The sequence below is a fragment of the Allobosea sp. OK403 genome, from assembly GCF_900113835.1.
In the GTDB taxonomy this organism is placed as follows: Bacteria; Pseudomonadota; Alphaproteobacteria; order Rhizobiales; family Beijerinckiaceae; genus Allobosea.
Window position 1 is genome coordinate 640379 of record NZ_FOQV01000001.1, and the last position, 18587, is coordinate 658965.

Consider the following 18587-nt stretch of genomic DNA (forward strand, 5'->3'; position numbering starts at 1 on the left):
CCACGCCAATAGCGTTCTCGCCTTGAAAGGAACCCCTTTATGGCTAATTTCTACGTTTCCTCAACGGGAAATGACAACAATTCCGGACTTGATGCATCGTCAGCCTTCGCGACTTTGGAACGTGCTCAGGAGGCTATGCGGCAAAGCGCCGGCGCCGACACGACCTACCTCGCCGGAGGTACCTATCATCTCGACACTCCTCTTCACCTGACATCCGCCGATTCCGGCTCGTCCTTCGTGGGCATGGCCGGGCAAGACGCCGTGGTCAGCGGCGGCACGCCGGTGACCGGCTGGACGCAAGGCGCGAATGGCATCTGGTCGGCCCATGTCGACGATGCCCAGGTCCTGCAGCTCACGGTCAACGGCGTCCAGCAGGTCCAGAGCCGCTTTCCCAATGTCGATACCAGCGATCCCATCCGCGGCGGTTGGCTATGGGGGCAGGCACTGCCCAGCGGGTCCGATCCCAGCAAATCGCTTGCCTTCAACCCGTCGGATTTCCCCGCCGGTCATGCGCCGCAGATCGGCGAGACGGTCACGGTCTTTTCGGAGAACGGCTACGCCAACGACCACCTGACCATCGCGTCCATCAAGGGCAACGTGATGACCTTCACCACCGCGGCCAATTACGATCTGGGCCCGGCGAGTCGGTTCTACGTTTCGGAGAAGACGCCCGACAGCGTCGGCGAATGGTCGTTCGACAGCCAGACGCACACCGTGCTGTTCAAGGCTCCGGCAGGCTTCGACGGCCAGGGGGCCGTGGTCTCAAATGATCACAGCTTGTTCGTTGTCGATGGCGCCAAGGATGTGAGCATCAAGGGCCTGACCTTGACCGATACGGCTGCAGTTGCAGGCGACCCCGCCACTGCGGCGATCGAGGTGCACGACGCAACCGGATTGACGGTGCAATCGAACCACTTCGTCAATGTCGGCATTGGCGTGGTGCTGCATGGCGACAGCAGCGGAAACCTGATCTCGAACAATAACTTCGAGCATATCTGGTCTAGCGCAATCGCGTTGGCCCCTGGGACCAGCGGCAACCACATTTCGAATAACGCGATCGATCATTCGAACGAGGCCTTCGTTCAATTTGGCTCGATCGACATGCAGGAATCGGCACACAATCAGATCGATCACAACACGATCACCAATGTGCCGCGCTTCGGGATTTCGGAAGTCAATTACGACCCCGGCCAGGTCTCGGGCGGAAACGTCATCGAATACAACGATATCCGCCATTCCGGTCAGCAGACGCCCGATGTCGGCGCCATCTACCTGTTCTCGCAACAGGATCCCGGCGCGCTGGGGGATACGATCCGATACAACCACATCGTCGACACTGGCGGCCTGAACACGCATGCCGGAGGATTTGTGGCCGGCAACGACATGAGCTCCGGCATCTATCTCGACAACCTTGCCAGCAACGCGCAGATATACGGCAATTTCGTTCAGGGAACGGCCTTCAGCGGCATTCTCATCCATGGCGGATCGAACAACCAGATCCACGACAACACGCTGCTGGACAACGCGAAATACGGCATCGCAACCATCGGCGTCGATGGCTACACGATCTCCGGAAACGAGACCCATCAGAACTTCATTCAGGTCTCGGGGGACGGTAGCAACACGATCGACACCGATCAGACGGACCCGCACCTGATCCACGACAATGTCTATTACAACCCCAATGGCGCGGTGTTGACGGTGGCCGATGTCTCGCTCTCGGGCTTTCAGCATAGCGGCGGCGATGCCGGCAGTGTCGAGACGACGCAGGGCGGCTTCGTCGATGCCGCACATGGCGACTACAGCTTTACCGCTGGATCGGTCGCGCAATCGCACGGCATCGAATCGGCCGCGTTCGGGTCTGCCGGAGCCACGATTGCGGCTTCCGTGCCGGTCACAGACACGCCGGTGACTACTCCGGCCACCGGCGAAACGCCGCCGGTCACGGTCGATCCAACGACGCCGGCGGCAGTCGATCCGACGACGCCGGTCACGGCGGACCCGACGACGCATGTCGCAGAAACGCCTCCGGTCACGGCGGAGCCTGCACCGTCGACTGTCGAGCCGCCGACCACCAGCCCGACCGGCAGCCCGGACGTCATTTCTATCCCCGCGGTCGTAACGCCCCCGGCGGTCACCACGCCGGTTGTGCCCTCGGTCCCGGCGGCCCCGTCTGACCCGGGTAGCCATCATGTCTCAGGGGGCGACCACAGCGCTGGCGGCAACTGGCTCCATGATGTCGCCGCGCGCCTCCAGGACAACAGCGACCACCACCAGTCCTCGCACTGGCACTGGCACTAATAGGTCGCGGGCCGAGCCCATGTCGCCCCGGCTCCACGGTTGGAGCCGGGGCGACCTTTCCAGGTTGATCCTGGCCGGCGCTCATTCATCGCCTGTCGGGCAGGCATCCGCATGGTTCCGTTCGCCGGAGCTTCGCGATCACTCCCAGGAATCCAAAGTCAGGAATCCAAAGTCTATGCTCTCGCAAACGGTCCGCAGTCTGACGCCCGCATTCGCTTCGCTTTTCGGGCTGTCCTTCGTGCTCAACCTGTTCGTCTTCGTGTCCCCGATCTATACGATGCAGATCTATGATCGGGTGCTGACAAGCCGGAACGGCACGACGCTGGTCATGCTGTCGCTGATCGTGCTTGTCCTGTTTGCAGCTTATGCCGCACTCGAGCATTTCCGCAGCCGCGCGCTCGTTCAGCTTGGTTTATGCGTGGATCGGGCGCTGTCCGAGCCGGCTTTCGAGGCTGCTTTTCGCGGCGCATTGGAGGCGAAGGGCTCGCAGCAGGTCGTGCCCATTCGTGACGTGGAAACCTTGCGCGCCACGCTGTCGGGCAGCCTCGTGCCGGCTCTCATGGATGCGCCTTGGGTCCCGATCTATCTTGCGCTCTGCTTCGTCCTCCATCCGGCGATCGGCGTCGTCGCCACGGTTGGAGCGGTCGCAATCCTGGGCGTGGCCCTGCTGAACGAGCGCATGACCAAGAATTCCCTGGTTCGCGCATCGGATCTCGGCCACAAGGCGAGCGAACGCCTCGCCGCGTCCCTTAGGAATGCCGAAGTCATCAAGGCATTGGGGATGGGCCGGGCGATCCGCGGCGAGTGGCAGGCCCAGCACGAGCGAGCTCTCGAACATCATACGCTGGCGGCCAACCGGGGCGGAACGCTGCTGGCGGTCACCAAGCTGTTGCGGCTCGCGCTCCAATGCGCCGTGCTGGGCGTCGGAGCTTATCTCGCCATCCATCAGGACATCGCGGCAGGCGTGATCTTCGCCGCATCCCTGATCATGGGACGGGCCCTTGCCCCCATCGAGGGCGCCGTTGGTCAGTGGAAGAGTTTCGTGTCTGCCCGCAGTGCCTTCCGGCGGCTGGGGGCGGCCTTGAAGACGCCGTCCGACCGCCGAGGCATGACGCTGCCGCATCCGGCCGGGTCGCTGCGCGTCGAGGGGTTGAGCGTGCGCGCTCCAAACGGGCAGGCGTTGCTTCTGCACAATGTCTCGTTCGAGGTGGAGCCCGGCGAGATCGCGGCGGTCATCGGGCTGACCGGTTCCGGCAAATCCTCGCTCGCTCGGGCGCTGGTCGGCGTCTGGCAGCCCGCTCAAGGCGTCGTCCGCCTCGACGGCACCGACATCAGCCACTTTTCCGAAGAGCAACGCGGTCGCGTCCTTGGCTACCTCCCGCAGGATGTCGAGCTGTTCGCCGGAAGCGTGCGCGACAACGTCACCCGCTTCGATCCCTCCGCCACGGACGAGGCGGCCGTCGCTGCCGCTTCCGCCGGCTCGGCGCACGACCTTATCCAGAGCTTCCCGGACGGGTATTCGACGCAGATCGGTGACGACGGCGCGACCCTCTCCGGAGGGCAGCGGCAGCGGATCGGCCTGGCGCGAGCGCTTTATGGTCAGCCCGCGCTGGTCGTGCTCGACGAGCCTAACGCCAATCTGGATATGGATGGCGATGCTGCGCTCGGTCGCGCATTGTCGGGCCTGCGCGCCGCGGGCGCGATCGTCGTCGTGATCACGCACCGCCCGCAGCTCCTGTCGCAGGTCGACAAGATCATTCTCATGCAGAAGGGCCAAGCCGTCAGGGTCGGCTTGCGCGATGAAATCCTGCCGGTGCTGCTGCAGCCCGGCGCCGGGGCGCGCGTTCAGCCGCCACAGCGCGTTCAGCCGCGGGGCGGCGAGCCGGTTTCGGTGGCAAGGTGGGGTCGGCGATGAAATTCGCATTCAATTTTGCAGCCTGGTTCGACCTTGCGGCCTGGCGCCAGCGCCTTGAGCCAGCGCTTGCCGTCCTGACGCCTCGCTTTCCGCAGGCCGGGCTCCCTGTCGAGGGCGGCGGCGACTGGCGCGCGCCGGTCCGGAAGGGCTACATCGTCGTTGCCGTCGTGCTGGGTGTGGGCGGGCTCTGGTCGGTGACCGCTCGCCTCGACAGCGCCGTCGTCGCCCATGGCAGCGTTGTCGTGGAAAGCGACCGCAAGGCGGTTCAACATCTAGAAGGGGGGTTGGTCGAGGCCATCGTCGCACGCGACGGCTCGGAGGTTCGATCCGGCGAGATCCTGCTCAGGCTCGATACGACGCATGCGGCCGCGCAACGCAGCGTGGCGCAGTTGGGTGTGCTGCAGGCATTGGGCGAGGAGGCGCGGTATGCGGCCCAGATCGACCGGCTCGATCACATCGTCTTTCCAAAAGAGCTGACCGATGCTGCGGAGACCGGAGAGGTGCGCCGTATCATTCTCGACCAGGAACGGCTCTTCAAGGAGCGGGCTTCGGCCCAGAAGCTCGAAGTCTCCATTCTGGGCGAACGGCTGTCGCAGTCCCAAAAACAGCGCGACTCGACCGAGGCACAGCGCGATTCCGCCGTCACCCAGGCGGCCAGCATCAAGGACGAGCTCGCCAAGCTGCAGCCTCTGGCCGATCAGGGCTACATCGCGGCAACGCGCATCAACCCGTTGCGCCGGTCGTTGACGGAGTTTCAGGGTCGGATCGGGTCGCTGGAGGCCGATTTGATGCGCCTCTCCGTCGCCAACGACGAAATCCGGCTGCAGACGAGCCAAATCGGTTTCCGCGCTGCCGAGGAGGCCTCGACGAAGGTCGCGGAATGCCGGGTGAAGCTCGCCGATGCGCGCGAAAAGCTGCGGATGGCCGAGGATGTGCTGGCGCGTGCGGAGGTTCGCGCGCCGCGCGCCGGGCGGGTCGTCGCCTCGAAGGTCCATACGGTGGGAGCGGTGGTCAAGCCGGGCGAGACCATGATGGAAATCGTGCCGCAGGACGATGAGCTCGTCGTCACCGCCAAGATTTCGCCCCTGGACGTGAACAACCTTCGCCCGGGCATGGCTGCGGAGGTGCGCCTGCCCTCGTTCAAGGGCCGCGCGACGCCCTTCACGGTTGGCGAGGTCAAATCCGTCGCAGCCGATACGCAGCGCGACGAGGTCTCGCAGCAGATGGCCTATGAGCTGCGCGTCAGCATTTCGGCATCGGGCTTCCCTCCGAAGATCCGCGCCAAGCTCAAGCCGGGCATGCCGGCCGATGTCTTCGTCCCGACCGGTGAACGAACGGCCCTGGCCTATCTGATGCAGCCATTGCGGGATTCCATGCGTTCGGCCTTCAGGGAGGAATGAGTCCGAGCCGCGGGGCCGAGTGCGCTCATGGGGCAGCAGGACCGGTTTGTTCGGCGCGGCCCGGGCCATATACGGCTGACTGCGCGCGCGGCATGCACGACGCAAACAGGGTAGCGCGAGCCAAAACAGGGTACGACCGAATCGGGGCTATTGCCGGAAATGCGCCGTGCTAGATCAGCGTCTCCGAGGAGCTGATCGGCATGCATCCGAAGATCATTCCTGTTGTGATGTGCGAAGGGGCCGGCATTGGTCTGTGGCCTGTCTCTCGCGACTCGATGCCCAAGCAGTTCATCCCGCTCTTTGGCCGGGATTCCGCTTTTCAACGCACGGCAAAACTCCTGTCCGACGCGACAGTCTTTGACAGGCTCATTGTCATTGCCAGCGCGGAACACCGTTTCACCGTCGCCGATCAGCTGCAGGTAATCGGCGTGAAGGCCGAGATTGTGGTCGAGCCCGTCTGTCGCGGCTCGGCTGCCGCTGTGGCGATTGCGGTCGAGCTCGGCCTTGCGCGCGATGGCGCTGCGCTCGTCGGGGTCTTCGCCGCCGACCATGTCGTGCAGGACGGCAGGCTTTTCGTCGAGACCTGCGCCAGGGCGGCCGTCGTTGCGGCGCAAGATGGTATCGTGACGATCGGGATACCCCCGGCCTATCCTGCAACGCGCTACGGCTATATCCGCCCCGGCTCGGAGATCACGGACGGCGCGCATCGGGTCGAGGCCTTCGTCGAGGCCTCCGATGCCGTGCAGGCGGCGCGCTATCTCACGGACGGCTATCTCTGGAATTCGGGCAACCTCATTTTCAATGCGGCGACGATGCGCGCCGAACTCGAGACTTTCGAAGCCGATGTCATGGCGTCCGCCGGCGAGGCCGTTGCGAAGGGCGGTCGCGACCTCGGATTCCTGACGCTCGAGCCTCTCGCTTTCGCCGAGGTGCCGAAGGTTTCGATCACCGCCATCATGGAGCGAACGCAGAAGGCATCCGTGATCGCCGGGCAGTTCGGCTGGTCGGATGTCGGGTGCTGGTCCGCGGTCTGGGAGCTTTCCGAGAAGGGGGCGAACGGCAATGTCGTCGAAGGGCGCGGCTATGTGTTCGATGGTGCCAACAACCTGCTGCGCTCCGAGGACGCTCTTCTGGCTGTCGTGGGCGTCGATGACATCGCCGTCATCGCGACGCGCGATTCCATCTTGGTGGTGCCGAAGGCGATGGCCGGAAAAGTGACCGACGTCGTTGCTCTGCTCACGGCAAATGGCGAGCCGGAAGCCGGCAGCCATCGCGAAATCCACCGGCCCTGGGGCAAATACCTTTCGATCGATCTCGATACGCGTCACCAGGTCAAGCGCATCACAGTCAAGCCTGGCGGAGTCCTGTCCCTCCAGAAGCACTACCACCGAGCCGAGCACTGGGTCGTGGTGCGCGGGACGGCCGAAGTCACGCGCGATGACGAAACCATCATCGTGCACGAAAACGAGTCGATCTACCTGCCGATCGGCTGCGTCCACCGCATGGCGAATCCCGGCAAGATCCCGCTCGATATCATCGAAGTCCAGGTCGGTTCCTATCTTGGCGAAGACGACATCATCCGCATCGAGGATATTTACAAGCGATGCTAAGGTGAGGGGCCTGGGGCTGAGGCTGAGCCCTGGGACTTCTGTCCTGTGCGGGCTCTTGCCTTCTGCGAGGTGACCGGCAAGCTAAATGCGGTCCACCTGAAACTACTCTTCGCCACGTCGCTGCAAGGCAAGCCGGTGGAGTTTGCGCGCCGCTGGCCTGTCGGTTTCGCACCGATCGATCATCACCGCGAGCGCGGCCAGCACGATGTCCTTTTTCGAGGCCTCGGGATGCTCGACGCGAACTGCGTTGAACAGGTCCTTCGCATCCGAATAATGATGGGTGAGCCGAAGCAGCGTCGCATTCAAGCTTTTGCGCTTGGACGGCATGTCGGAGCCCTTCATGCTACTAGCCCGGCGCGCAGCGGTTGAGGAAGACCGTGCTGCCGCCGCGCGACAACTCAGTCGAACGGTCGCTTTGGGAGCTAGCCTTCGATGTTGTCGATCGTCAAGGCAGTCCCAATCTGCTCGATCGACGTCGTCACAAAGTGAGGGCGATAGAGCATTGCGCGAAAAAGTGGGTACCGGTTTTTCGCTAGAGCAATGCTCTAAACTGTTAGAATCGATCACGTTCTTTCGCATTCGGACGGTTCCGTCCGAATGCGACGTGATCTGGTCGCCGGACTGTCATGGAACTCGCCGACATCTTCGGGGATCCAGCCAGCGGAGCAGACATGGACTATTTCAGGCGCTTCACCTTTTTGTTTGCGACGCCGAGTTTCGACGCAGAGGATCTCGAAGGCATAAGGTTCAACCAGATCGTCGATGAGATCGAGCGATCCGGCTTCGAGGTCGTGAAGGCTCGCAAGCTCGAAGACGCCGAGATCGCTGTGCAGACCGATGCCGCCATCGGCTGCATGGTCGTCGACTGGGGCAAGAAGGGCCTTGAGGGCAAGACGGCGGCCCTGATCAATCTGATGCGCCGCCGCGGGCTCGACTTCCCCATCATCCTGCTGATCCGCCGCAAGCGCTTCGAGGATTTGCCCGTCGAGGTGCTCGACTTCATCGACGGCTATATCTTCCTGTCCGAGGAGACGCCGCCCTTCATCGCAAAAAGCCTGATCAGCCGCTTGAAGCAATATGCCGAGACGCTGAAGACGCCCTTCTTCGGTGCGCTCGTCGACTATGCCGAGGAGGGCAATCATCTCTGGACCTGCCCTGGGCACAATGGCGGCGTGTTCTACAGCCGCAGCCCCATCGGCCGGGTCTTCATGGAGCATCTCGGCGAGGCCGTCTTCCGCGACGACCTCGACAATTCCGTGCTCGATCTCGGCGATCTCCTGACCCATGAGGGGCCGGCTCTGAAGGCGCAGAAGGAGGCGGCCCAGATTTTCGGGGCGGAGAAGACCTATTTCGTCCTCAACGGCACCTCGACCTCCAACAAGGTGGCGCTGGCGGCGCTCGTGACCGATGGCGATCTTGTCCTGTTCGACCGCAACAACCACAAGGCGGCCCATCATGGCGCCCTGATGATCGGTGGCGGCGTTCCGGTCTATCTGCCGACGATCCGCAACGCCTGGGGGCTGATCGGCCCGATGCGCTGGGACGCCTTCGACGAGGAGGCGCTGCGCGAGCGCATCCGGACGCATCCGCTGGTCAAGGACCCTGACGCCTGGCAAAAACCGCGCCCGTTCCGCGTCGCCGTGGTCGAGCAATGCACCTATGACGGCACGATCCACAGCGCCCAGATGATCCTGAAGCGCATCGGCCATCTCTGCGACTACATCCTGTTTGATGAGGCCTGGGCCGGCTTCATGAAGTTCCACCCGCTCTATGCCGGGCGCTTCGCCATGGGGCTTGCCGATCTGGGGCCGGACTCACCCGGCATCATCGCGACGCAGTCGACGCATAAGCAGCTGGCGAGCTTCTCCCAGGCCTCGCAGATCCACATGAAGGACCGGCATATCCGCGGCCAGAAGCGCCGCGTCGAGCATCGGCGCTTCAATGAGAGCTTCATGCAATATGCCTCGACCTCGCCTTTCTATCCGCTCTTCGCCTCGCTCGACGTCGGCGCGCAGATGATGAAGGGGCGCTCCGGCGAAGTGCTCTGGGATGACACGATCCGGCTCGGCATCGAGCTGCGCAAGAAGATCCGCGCCGTGCGGCGCGAATTCGAGGAGAAGGAAATCCTGCCGGAGCGGCGCTGGTTCTTCGAGCCCTTTGTGCCCGACCGTGTGACGATCCCCGACGCGTCGCGCGAGGGGGCGGTCCATGACGTCGCCTGGGAGACGGTCGGCACCGACCAGCTTGCCAGCGACCCCTCCTATTGGCAGCTCGCTCCGGGCGCCGCCTGGCATGGCTTCTCCGGCCTGGAGCCGGGCTTCGCCATGACCGACCCCAACAAGCTGACGCTGCTGACGCCGGGCTTCGACCGCGCCACGGGCGGCTATGCCGAACATGGCATACCGGCGCCGGTCGTCGCCCAGTTCCTGCGCGAGAACCGGATCGTCGCCGAGAAGAACGACCTTAACTCGCTGCTCTTCCTGCTGACGCCGGGCGTCGAAGCCAGCAAGGCCGGCACGTTGATCAGCGGGCTCGTCGCCTTCAAGAAGCTGCACGACGACAATGCCTTGCTGGAAGATGCGATCCCGGAATTCTACCGGCGCCGGCCTGCACGCTATGACGGTGTCCGGCTTCGCGATCTCTGCGGCCAGATGCACCGCTTCTTCCGCGAGGCTGATGTCAGCGCGTTGCAGGCTAGGCAGTTCTCAGCCGAACATCTGCCAGAGATCGCCATGTCGCCCCATGACGCTGCGCGCTGCCTCGTGCGCAACGATGTCGACTACCTGCCTATCGACGCCATCGCCGGGCGCATCGCCACGACGCCCTTCGTGGTCTATCCGCCCGGGATCGCGACGATCGTCCCCGGCGAGCGCCTGACCGAGCGAGCCCAGCCCATGATCGACTATCTCAAGATGTTCGAGGCGAGCTTCAACGCCTTCCCTGGCTTCGACGTCGAGATCCAGGGCGTCTATCGCGAGGTCAATGCAGCCGGACGGGTGCGGCTCCACACCTATGTCGTCGGCGAACAGGCTTAAGTCTAAAGGTAGCGACGCGCCATGGAGAGCCAAGTCCCGATCACCATCCGCCCGTCGCGTGATAGCGATGTCGAGCCCATGCTGGCGATCTATCGCCGCCATATCCGGCGCGGCATCGAGGCCGGCGTCGAGGACACCGGCACGCCCCAGCCCGACGACCTGCGCGACCGGCGCAAGAATCTGCGCAGCCGTCGGCTGCCGCATCTGGTGGCGACGCTCGGTGGCGAGGTCGTCGGCTATGCCTATGTCGTGCTGTTCCGCAAGCGCCCAGCCTATCGCTACACGGTCAAGCACTCGATCTATGTTCACCACGACCATCTCGGGCGGGGGATCGGGCGATCGCTGCTTCAGGCGCTGATCGATTCCTGTGCGGCTGCCGGGTTTCGTCAGATGATCGGCTATATCGATGCCGAGAACGCCGCTTCGCTGGCGCTTCACGAGCGGTTCGGCTTCGCCAGGGTCGGCCTCCTGCCTGGCGTCGCCTATCGCTACGGCAAATGGTCCGACAGCGTGATGGTGCAGAGATCGCTTGGCGCCGGGGCTACGGCGCCGGTTGCGACAAATGGGCTTCCTCCGGCCTCCTGAACACTTGGATTGGTGCTCACGCGGCCGGAGGAGGGGCGCTTCAGCCGAGCAGCCTCAGTACAGCTCCGGGACGTAGAGTTCGGGCGGCACGGGGTGCCGGGAATAATCCGAATTGCGCACGCGCTCGGGCAGGATGATGTCCGATTTCGGCACGCTCTCATACGGGATCTGGCCGAGCAGATGGGTGATGCAGTTAAGCCGCGCCCGCTTTTTGTCGACTGCCTGAACGACCCACCACGGGGCCGTCTCCGTATGGGTGCGGGCGAGCATGTCCTCCTTTGCGCGTGTGTAGTCCTCCCAGTGGACGCGGCTCTCCATATCCATGGGCGAGAGCTTCCATTGCTTCAGGGGATCCTCGATCCGCATGCGGAAGCGGAATTCCTGCTCTTCATCGGTGATCGAGAACCAGTATTTGATCAGGATGATGCCGGAACGCACGAGCATATGCTCGAAATCCGGAACCGAGCGGAAGAACTCGTCGAGTTCAGCGGGCGTGCAGAAGCCCATGACGCGCTCGACGCCGGCGCGGTTGTACCAGCTGCGGTCAAACAGCACCATTTCGCCGGCCGTGGGCAGGTGCTGCACATAGCGTTGAAAGTACCATTGATGGCGTTCGCGCTCGCTGGGCGCCGGCAGGGCGACGACGCGGCAGATCCGCGGATTGAGCCGCTGCGTGACGCGCTTGATCACGCCGCCCTTGCCAGCCGAGTCACGTCCCTCGAAAAGAACGACGACCTTGAGCTTCTTGTACTGGATCCAGTCCTGAAGCCGCACGAGCTCATGCTGTAACCGGAACAGTTCCCTGAAATAAACCTTGCGGTCCAGCGTTGCGCCCGTCGGAGCCATACCTTCGGAGACGAGTTCGTCGAGCCGGTCCTCCTCGAGCTGCATCTCGAGTTCTTCGTCGAAGCTGTCTGCGATTTCGGCTTTAATGCGCTCCAGATCGTTCGTCATGAATGCGGACCTTTAAATCGGCTTTTAGAAGATGATCGGCGATTTCGGAGATGGGTGGGCACGCTGTGGCGCCGCGATCGTAAAGACCGCGACGAGACGCAGGCTCGGAAGCTGAATCTCGCGCTGCGGACTGACGTCCTCCAATCTCCCATGGCGGCAATCTCGTCGGCGCAAATGACGTGACGATGAAGGTGACGGGCATGCGCGTCTCGCGGGGAGGCGGCACGGCTTTGATGCCCGGGTGGCAGGGCGATCGATCCTGCCCAATGGCCTGTGCGGTATGACAGAGCCGCAGCTGCGCCGACACGCCGGATTCGATCAGAACGGCTCGATCCGAGAGGCCAGGGCGCGAGCGGTTAGCCGATGTCCATCGATCGATCGGGGCTTCGGCGCTATCGGCCCCGCATGGCGGACAGACATCTATTGCGCGAGCGCCGCGCGTTGCTTGAGGAGGGCGTCGAGTATGTCCTGCTGCTCGTTGATGCGGTCCGCGTTGCGGTCTTCGTCGGCAGCGCCTGAAAAGGCAGACGCTTGTTCCATCAGTTCTGCGAGGTTGGCGCGGGCGATGGCGATGCGCTCATCGAGTTCGGCGAGGGTGGCGGCGTCAGGCATGGGCTCGTCCTTTCGGGTTTGATCACATTGTCTGCGGAGCGATCTTGATTGGGCTCCTCAAGCAGCGTTCGGCTTCCAGTCGACGACCTCGACCGCGAGACTTGCCGCCGCCTCGATGACCGGTCGCGCCGGCATCGTGACATAGGACGCGGTGAAATTCATCGGCGTGGGAACCCAATCGCAGTTGAGGGCGACGAGTTCGCCGGATTCAAGGAAGCGCTCCACCAGCGGCGACGGCAAGGTCGCGATGCCCAGACCGTCCAACGTCATGTTCAGACAGGCCGCCAGATTGCTGGATGAGACCGGGCGGCTGAGCCGGCTGCTGTTGCGCTTGAAATAGTCGACGACCTCGGCATAGGGCCGCGTATTCTTCGCATGTGTGAGAATGGGAAACCGGGCGAGGTCATCGGCCCCGGCAGGGTCGGGCAGGGCTGCCGCGAAGCGGGGTGCGGCCACCCATGGCAGCGCAACCGTTCCCAGCGGCAGATTGGCGACCGAGAGGTCAGAGACCGGTCCGTTAAGGAAGGCTATGTCGAGCGAGCCGTCGATGAGATTGCGCTGGAGGTTGAAGGTGAGGTCAACGCTCAATTCGACGACGACGTTGGGGAAGCGGACGGCCATCTCGCGCAGGAAGCGATGGAGCCAGGTCTGGGCGACGGTTTCCGCGACCCCGAGCCGCATGACGGATTGCCGGCTTGTCGTGTCGCCCGCCTGGAGCAGCGCCTCGGTCGCCTCGAGCGCCTTTGCTGCCAAGGGAAGCAAGGCCTGGCCCTGATCGGTGAGCACGACAGAGCCCGCGTCGCGTTCGAACAGGCGTTGGTTGAGGACCCTTTCAAGCGCCGAAATGCGCGCCGAAATATTCGGCTGGGTCGTATTCATCTGCTCGGCGACACGGCGGAAATTCCGAAGCGAGGCCAGCCGGACGAAGGTCTCGATCTGTTTGAGCGTGATCTGCATGGCCCCACCCGGCCTGCGTCGCCTCTGTCAGGCGTCGCAGGATAGATATTTTCTATCATCTCAAGATAATCAAATAATTAGACGTGATTGTCGATCGCAGCCATCTTTTCACCGGTCAGGATGGGCCGGCAGCATCGCCGGGCTCTCCGAGATGCATTGAAAGGTGGCTTTCCGTGAGCGGTGTTGCATCGTCCCAAAGTACATCGTCCCGAGATACATCGTCTCATGGCAATCTCGGCGCCGATATCGGCGGCACCTTCACCGACGTCGTGCTGGAGATCGGTGGCGAGACCTTTTCGGCCAAGGTGCTGACGACCTATGACGCGCCCGAGCGCGCCATCATCGAGGGCATGCACCGCGTCTGCGCGAAGGCAGGCGTGCCCCCCGCCGCGATCGGCCGGATCATCCACGGCACGACGCTCGCGACCAACGCGCTGATCGAACGTCGCGGCGCGAAGACGGCTCTGATCACGACGGAAGGCTTCCGCGATGTGATCGAGATGCGCACGGAGAGCCGGTTCGAGCAATACGACCTCAACCTGACGCTGCCCCAGCCCCTGCTGCCGCGTAACCGGCGCTATACGCTGCGCGAGCGCATTGGCGCCAATGGCGCGACGCTCATCCCGCTGTTGCGTGAAGATGTCGTGCGCCTCGCCGAGGAGATCGCGCAAGCGGGCTATGAGAGCGTCGCCGTCGGCCTGATCCATTCCTATCTCGACCCGGCGCATGAACGGCTGGTCCGCGAGGTTCTGCTGGAGCGCATTCCGGGGCTTGCAGTCTCGATCTCCTCCGAGGTTTCGCCCCAGATGCGCGAATATGAGCGCTTCAACACTGTGGTGGCGAACGCCTACGTCAAGCCGATGATGAAGCGCTATCTCGCCAGCCTCGCAGCGAAGCTGGCCGATGAGGGCGCCGACTGCCCGATCTTTCTGATGCATTCGGGCGGCGGGATCATGTCGCTGGAAGGGGCGGCGGAATTCCCGGTCCGCCTCGTCGAATCCGGACCTGCGGGCGGGGCGATCTATGCAGCCGATGTCGCGGCGCGCTTCGGCCTCGACCGTGTCTTGTCCTTCGACATGGGCGGGACCACGGCCAAGATCTGCCTGATCAAGAACCAGACGCCGAAAACCAGCCGGGTTTTCGAGGTGGCGCGGAGCTACCGCTTCAAGAAGGGCTCCGGCATGCCGATCTCTATTCCCGTGATCGACATGGTCGAGATCGGTGCCGGCGGCGGCTCGCTCGCCCAGGTCGACTCGATGCGCCAGATCCGGGTCGGCCCGGAGAGCGCCGGTTCGGAGCCGGGGCCCGCCTGCTATGGCCGTGGCGGAACAAGGCCCGCGGTGACCGATGCCGATGTGATGCTCGGCAAGATCGACCCCGCCAGCTTCGCTGGCGGCAGCATGGTGCTGGACATCGCCGCATCGCGCCGGGCCGTGCTGGCAAATGTTGCCGACACGCTGGGGATGACGGACGAGACCGCAGCCTTCGGCATCGTCGAGGTGGTCGACGAGAACATGGCCAATGCCGCCCGTGTCCATGCGGTCGAGAATGGCGAAGATCTCTCCGGCTACACGATGATTGCCTTTGGCGGTGCGGCACCGCTCCATGCCGGGCGGCTCTGCGAAAAGCTTGGCATCCAGCGCCTGCTCGTGCCGCCGGGCGCAGGCGTGGGCTCGGCGATCGGCTTCCTGCGGGCGCCCTTCAGCTTCGAGGCGACGCGCAGCCTCTATATGCGTCTGGCTGCATTCGACGCGTCGACGGTGCGCGGTCTCCTGTCGGAGCTCGAAAACGAAGCCACGACCTTCGTGCGCTCCTGCGACGCGCAGGCGCCGCTCAGCGTCGAGACCAAGGTCTATATGCGCTATGTCGGCCAGGGCTGGGAAATTCCGATCGACGTCAGCCACGCCGCACCGACGATCGATGCCTATCGGGACCTGTTCGAGGCCGAATACGCCAAGCTGTTCTCCCGGACCGTCCAGGGGCTGGATATCGAGATCACCGTCTGGGCGGTCAATGCCAGCACGGCGAAAGCGGTGCCGGAGAGGGCCAAGGCCCTGGGAGCTCTGCTGCCTCTGACGGCGATCTCGCAGCGCGAGGTCTTCGATCCCGCCCATGGGGCTCGGCTGATGGCAAGCGTGTTCCAGCGATCGCAGATCGCGGTCGGCCGGGTTGCGGCGGGGCCCTGCGTCATCATCGAGGACGAAACCACCATCATCGTGCCGACGGGCTGCTCGGCGACATGCCGCAGCGATGGCTGCATCGAGATCTTCAAACACGGATCCGAGCCTGCGAAAGCGCGCTTGGCCGAGATGGTCGAGGCTTGAGCCATGACACAGCTATCCATGACACAGCTATCCACCGTTGCGCTGCAGGTGATGTGGAACCGCCTGATCTCGATCGTCGAGGAACAGGCCCAGGCCTTGATCCGCACGGCCTTCTCGACCTCGGTGCGCGAGGCCGGAGACCTCTCGGCCGGTGTCTACAACCGGGCCGGGCTGATGCTGGCGCAGGCCGTGACCGGCACGCCGGGCCATGTCAACGCCATGGCCGATGCTGTCGCGCATTTCATCCGCGAGATCGGGCCGGCGAATATTCTTGAAGGCGACATCTACATCACCAACGACCCCTGGATGGGGACCGGGCACCTTCACGACATCACGGTCGTGACGCCGTCCTTCTACCAGGGCCGGCATGTCGGCTTCTTCGCCTGCACGGCTCATGTCGTCGACATCGGCGGGCGCGGCTTCGGGGCAGACGCCAACTCCGTCTATGAGGAAGGCCTCTACATCCCGATCATGAAGTTCGCCGACCAGGGCAAGGTCGACCAGCCCTTCGTCAGGCTGGTGCGAGGCAATATCCGCGAGCCCGATCAGGTCGTCGGCGACATCTTCGCGCTCGCGACCTGCAATGATGTCGGCCATCGCCGGCTGATCGGTATGCTCGACGAATTCGCTCTCGACGGGCTCGAGCAGGTCGGAGATTTCATCCTCGAGAATTCGCGCCGGGCGACGCTGGAGAAGATCGCCGCGCTGCCCCGCGGCGAGGCCGAGGGCTCGATGCTCAGCGATGGCTTTGCCACACCGATCGAGCTCAGGGTCAAGGTCACGATCGGCACGGACGAGGTTTGCGTCGATTTCGCCGGCTCTTCCGGCGTCGACCCCAAGGGCATCAACTGTCCGATGGTCTATTCCAAGGCCTATGCCTGCTATGCGCTGAAATGTGCGATCGCGCCCGAGATCCCCAATAATGCGGCCTCACTGGAACCCTTCTGCATCACCGCGCCGGACAACACGATCGTCAACGCCCTGCACCCGGCGCCGGTCGCGCTGCGCCATGTCATCGGCCATCTGATCCCGGATACGGTCTACAACGCGCTCGACAAGCTTCTGCCAAGGACGGTTCCTGCGGAGGGGGCAGGGCCGCTCTGCAACTTCCAGGTTTCGCTCCGGCCGGCCTCGGAGGCGTCGCGCCTGGCCGGGGCAAGGCGCGCCGAGGTGCTGATGTTCAACTGCGGCGGCTCGGGCGCACGCCCGACGCTCGACGGCATGAACACGACCGCCTTCCCATCCGGCGTCATGACCATGCCGATCGAAGCGACGGAGCATGCCGGCCCGATCATCATCTGGCGCAAGGAGCTGCGGCCTGATTCCGGCGGTGCCGGCCGCTTTCGCGGCGGGCTTGGTCAATTCATGGAGGTTGGGGCCGTCGAAGGGCATGTCTTCGACATGTCGGCGATGTTCGACCGCGTGAAGCATCCGCCGCGCGGACGCCTGGGCGGCGCTGACGGCGCTGCGACCGAGATCCGGCTTGACGACGGTACGACCATGGCAGGCAAGGGGCGCCAGGCCGTTCCCGAGGGCCGCAAGGTCATGCTGTCGCTGCCTGGCGGCGCCGGCTACGGTCCAGCCGCCGAGCGCGGCCGCGCCGAGGTTCTGCGCGACCTTGCGCTCGGCTACATCTCGGCCAGCACCGCCAGAATCGATTACGGGCTTGGCGACGCCGAGATCGCGGCGGTTGAAGCCGGACTGAAGCGCGGCGAACTGCCGTCGGCTGGAGCGTTTTCGAGCGAAGTGGTCGCCGGTTCGCGTGAAGAAAACGCGTTAAAACAATGACCTGGAGCAATTGAACGATCCCGCTGGATCGGAAATTGCTCTAGATGACGATGCGTCATGACATGAGAGCAATGCTCTAAGCTTTTAGAATCGATCATGTTTCCTGCATTCTGACGGAACCGTCCGAATGCGACGTGATCTAAGGATGCCGATGATCCCTATCGCTGCCGCGCTGGCATGGTGTGGCGGTCAGCCTGTGACGACGCGAGGACCGAATGCCACATTACGACCGAATCCTGATCACCGGCGCGGCCGGCCGTCTCGGCTCGCAGCTTCGCACCGGCCTTGCGCCGTTGGCCAGGACGATCCGCGTCGCCGATCGCGAGCCGCTCGGCCCGCTTGCCGCCAATGAGGAGCAGGCGATCTTCGACCTCGCGGATATGGAGGCGACGATCGCGGCGACCGAAGGGTGCGACGCCATCGTCCATTTCGGCGGCGCGCCGACCGAGCGCGAGTGGCAGACCATCCTCGATGCCGGTATTCGCGGCTCCTACCACATCTACGAAGGTGCCCGGAAACACGGCGTCAAACGCATCGTCTACGCGTCATCGGTCCATGCGATCGGCTATCACGAGGTTGGGGCCCAGATTTCGGTCGAGGCGCCGGTTCGCCCCGACTGCCTGTACGGCGTCGGCAAGACCTTCGTCGAAAGCCTGAGCCGGCTCTATTGGGACAAGTTCGGCATCGAGACGGCGTGCCTGCGCATCTTCTCGTCCTTTCCCGAACCCGTCGACCGCCGGATGCTGTGGTCCTATCTGTCATTCGCCGATTGCGTGCGCCTCGTCGAAGCCTCGCTGACGGCGCCCTTCGTCGGCCACACCATCTCGTTCGGCACCTCGGACAACAAGGTCAAGGCCGTCGACAACAGCGGCGCCGGCCATCTCGGCTACCGCCCGCAGGACAGTTCGGAACCGTTTCGCGCCAAAGTCGAAGCCAACGCGCCGGCTCTCGACCCGAAATCTCCGGCCGGCCGATATCTTGGCGGCAAGTTCTGCGAGATGGGCCATCCCGACGACGAAACGACGGCTTAAGCTCGCGGATAGCCCATCGATCCGTCATTGCGAGCACAGCGAAGCAATCCAGAGGCGGCAGAGCTCGACGTCCCC

General features: G+C 63.9%; 13 protein-coding genes. 9 read left to right on the top strand and 4 right to left on the bottom strand.

Annotation, left to right across the window (positions count from 1 at the left end; genetic code table 11):
• Positions 1 to 39 precede the first annotated feature (39 nt).
• The 4 genes from BMZ97_RS02730 (at position 40) to BMZ97_RS02745 (ending at position 7226) form a co-directional block, all read left to right on the top strand.
• Positions 40 to 2301, top strand: a complete 2262-nt coding sequence (locus tag BMZ97_RS02730) for a right-handed parallel beta-helix repeat-containing protein (RefSeq protein WP_092165210.1) — start codon at positions 40 to 42, stop codon at positions 2299 to 2301.
• A complete protein-coding gene (locus BMZ97_RS02735) occupies positions 2237 to 4216 on the top strand; it encodes a type I secretion system permease/ATPase (protein WP_175525407.1) in 1980 nt (659 codons plus the stop codon). Before BMZ97_RS02730 ends, BMZ97_RS02735 begins: the two co-directional genes overlap by 65 nt.
• Complete coding sequence (locus BMZ97_RS02740; protein ID WP_092165212.1) at positions 4213 to 5616, top strand: HlyD family type I secretion periplasmic adaptor subunit; 1404 nt, start codon at positions 4213 to 4215, stop codon at positions 5614 to 5616. The genes BMZ97_RS02735 and BMZ97_RS02740 overlap by 4 nt, the downstream gene beginning before the upstream one ends.
• Positions 5617 to 5816: 200 nt before the next feature.
• The gene (locus BMZ97_RS02745) at positions 5817 to 7226 is read left to right on the top strand and encodes a mannose-1-phosphate guanylyltransferase/mannose-6-phosphate isomerase (protein ID WP_092165214.1); all 1410 of its coding nucleotides are present in this window, start codon (positions 5817 to 5819) and stop codon (positions 7224 to 7226) included.
• A gap of 102 nt (positions 7227 to 7328) precedes the next feature.
• On the opposite strand, the gene BMZ97_RS02750 is transcribed toward BMZ97_RS02745, so the two are convergent.
• Complete coding sequence (locus BMZ97_RS02750; RefSeq protein ID WP_092165216.1) at positions 7329 to 7568, bottom strand: hypothetical protein; 240 nt, start codon at positions 7566 to 7568, stop codon at positions 7329 to 7331.
• Positions 7569 to 7897: 329 nt separating this feature from the next.
• Here BMZ97_RS02750 and BMZ97_RS02755 point away from each other — a divergent pair, with 329 nt between their 5' ends.
• Entirely contained in the window at positions 7898 to 10261 is a 2364-nt protein-coding gene (locus BMZ97_RS02755; protein WP_092166549.1) for an Orn/Lys/Arg family decarboxylase, read from the top strand.
• Between the two features lie 21 nt (positions 10262 to 10282).
• Complete coding sequence (locus BMZ97_RS02760) at positions 10283 to 10846, top strand: GNAT family N-acetyltransferase (protein WP_092165218.1); 564 nt, start codon at positions 10283 to 10285, stop codon at positions 10844 to 10846.
• A gap of 54 nt (positions 10847 to 10900) precedes the next feature.
• Here the strand turns inward: BMZ97_RS02760 and ppk2 are convergent, their stop codons facing one another.
• The 3 genes from ppk2 to BMZ97_RS02775 all read right to left on the bottom strand — a co-directional run bounded on the left by ppk2 (position 10901) and on the right by BMZ97_RS02775 (position 13369).
• The gene (gene ppk2 / locus BMZ97_RS02765; RefSeq protein WP_092165221.1) at positions 10901 to 11800 is read right to left on the bottom strand and encodes a polyphosphate kinase 2; all 900 of its coding nucleotides are present in this window, start codon (positions 11798 to 11800) and stop codon (positions 10901 to 10903) included.
• Between the two features lie 420 nt (positions 11801 to 12220).
• On the bottom strand, positions 12221 to 12412 hold the full coding sequence (locus BMZ97_RS02770) for a hypothetical protein (RefSeq protein ID WP_092165223.1): 192 nt from the start codon (positions 12410 to 12412) through the stop codon (positions 12221 to 12223).
• 57 nt (positions 12413 to 12469) lie between these two features.
• A complete protein-coding gene (locus tag BMZ97_RS02775; RefSeq protein WP_092165225.1) occupies positions 12470 to 13369 on the bottom strand; it encodes a LysR family transcriptional regulator in 900 nt (299 codons plus the stop codon).
• Positions 13370 to 13542: 173 nt separating this feature from the next.
• On the opposite strand from BMZ97_RS02775, the gene BMZ97_RS02780 reads away from it, so the two are divergent.
• From BMZ97_RS02780 to BMZ97_RS02790, 3 genes are all read left to right on the top strand, one after another.
• Positions 13543 to 15693, top strand: a complete 2151-nt coding sequence (locus tag BMZ97_RS02780; RefSeq protein WP_092165227.1) for a hydantoinase/oxoprolinase family protein — start codon at positions 13543 to 13545, stop codon at positions 15691 to 15693.
• An 18-nt stretch (positions 15694 to 15711) separates the two neighbouring features.
• Positions 15712 to 17481, top strand: coding sequence for a hydantoinase B/oxoprolinase family protein (locus BMZ97_RS02785; protein ID WP_092165229.1), 1770 nt, complete (start codon positions 15712 to 15714; stop codon positions 17479 to 17481).
• A gap of 215 nt (positions 17482 to 17696) precedes the next feature.
• Positions 17697 to 18512 (top strand): NAD-dependent epimerase/dehydratase family protein, encoded by an 816-nt coding sequence (locus BMZ97_RS02790; protein WP_092165231.1) that lies wholly within the window; start codon positions 17697 to 17699, stop codon positions 18510 to 18512.
• Positions 18513 to 18587: the final 75 nt, after the last annotated feature.

Coding starts and splice junctions, on each gene's coding strand:
- BMZ97_RS02730 (WP_092165210.1), top strand. CDS start 40: ATGGCTAATTTCTACGTTTCCTCAACGGGAAATGACAACAATTCCGGA.
- BMZ97_RS02735 (WP_175525407.1), top strand. CDS start 2,237: ATGTCGCCGCGCGCCTCCAGGACAACAGCGACCACCACCAGTCCTCGC.
- BMZ97_RS02790 (WP_092165231.1), top strand. CDS start 17,697: ATGCCACATTACGACCGAATCCTGATCACCGGCGCGGCCGGCCGTCTC.
- BMZ97_RS02775 (WP_092165225.1), bottom strand. CDS start 13,369: ATGCAGATCACGCTCAAACAGATCGAGACCTTCGTCCGGCTGGCCTCG.
- BMZ97_RS02750 (WP_092165216.1), bottom strand. CDS start 7,568: ATGAAGGGCTCCGACATGCCGTCCAAGCGCAAAAGCTTGAATGCGACG.
- BMZ97_RS02740 (WP_092165212.1), top strand. CDS start 4,213: ATGAAATTCGCATTCAATTTTGCAGCCTGGTTCGACCTTGCGGCCTGG.
- BMZ97_RS02785 (WP_092165229.1), top strand. CDS start 15,712: ATGACACAGCTATCCACCGTTGCGCTGCAGGTGATGTGGAACCGCCTG.
- BMZ97_RS02770 (WP_092165223.1), bottom strand. CDS start 12,412: ATGCCTGACGCCGCCACCCTCGCCGAACTCGATGAGCGCATCGCCATC.
- ppk2 (WP_092165221.1), bottom strand. CDS start 11,800: ATGACGAACGATCTGGAGCGCATTAAAGCCGAAATCGCAGACAGCTTC.
- BMZ97_RS02760 (WP_092165218.1), top strand. CDS start 10,283: ATGGAGAGCCAAGTCCCGATCACCATCCGCCCGTCGCGTGATAGCGAT.
- BMZ97_RS02755 (WP_092166549.1), top strand. CDS start 7,898: ATGGACTATTTCAGGCGCTTCACCTTTTTGTTTGCGACGCCGAGTTTC.
- BMZ97_RS02745 (WP_092165214.1), top strand. CDS start 5,817: ATGCATCCGAAGATCATTCCTGTTGTGATGTGCGAAGGGGCCGGCATT.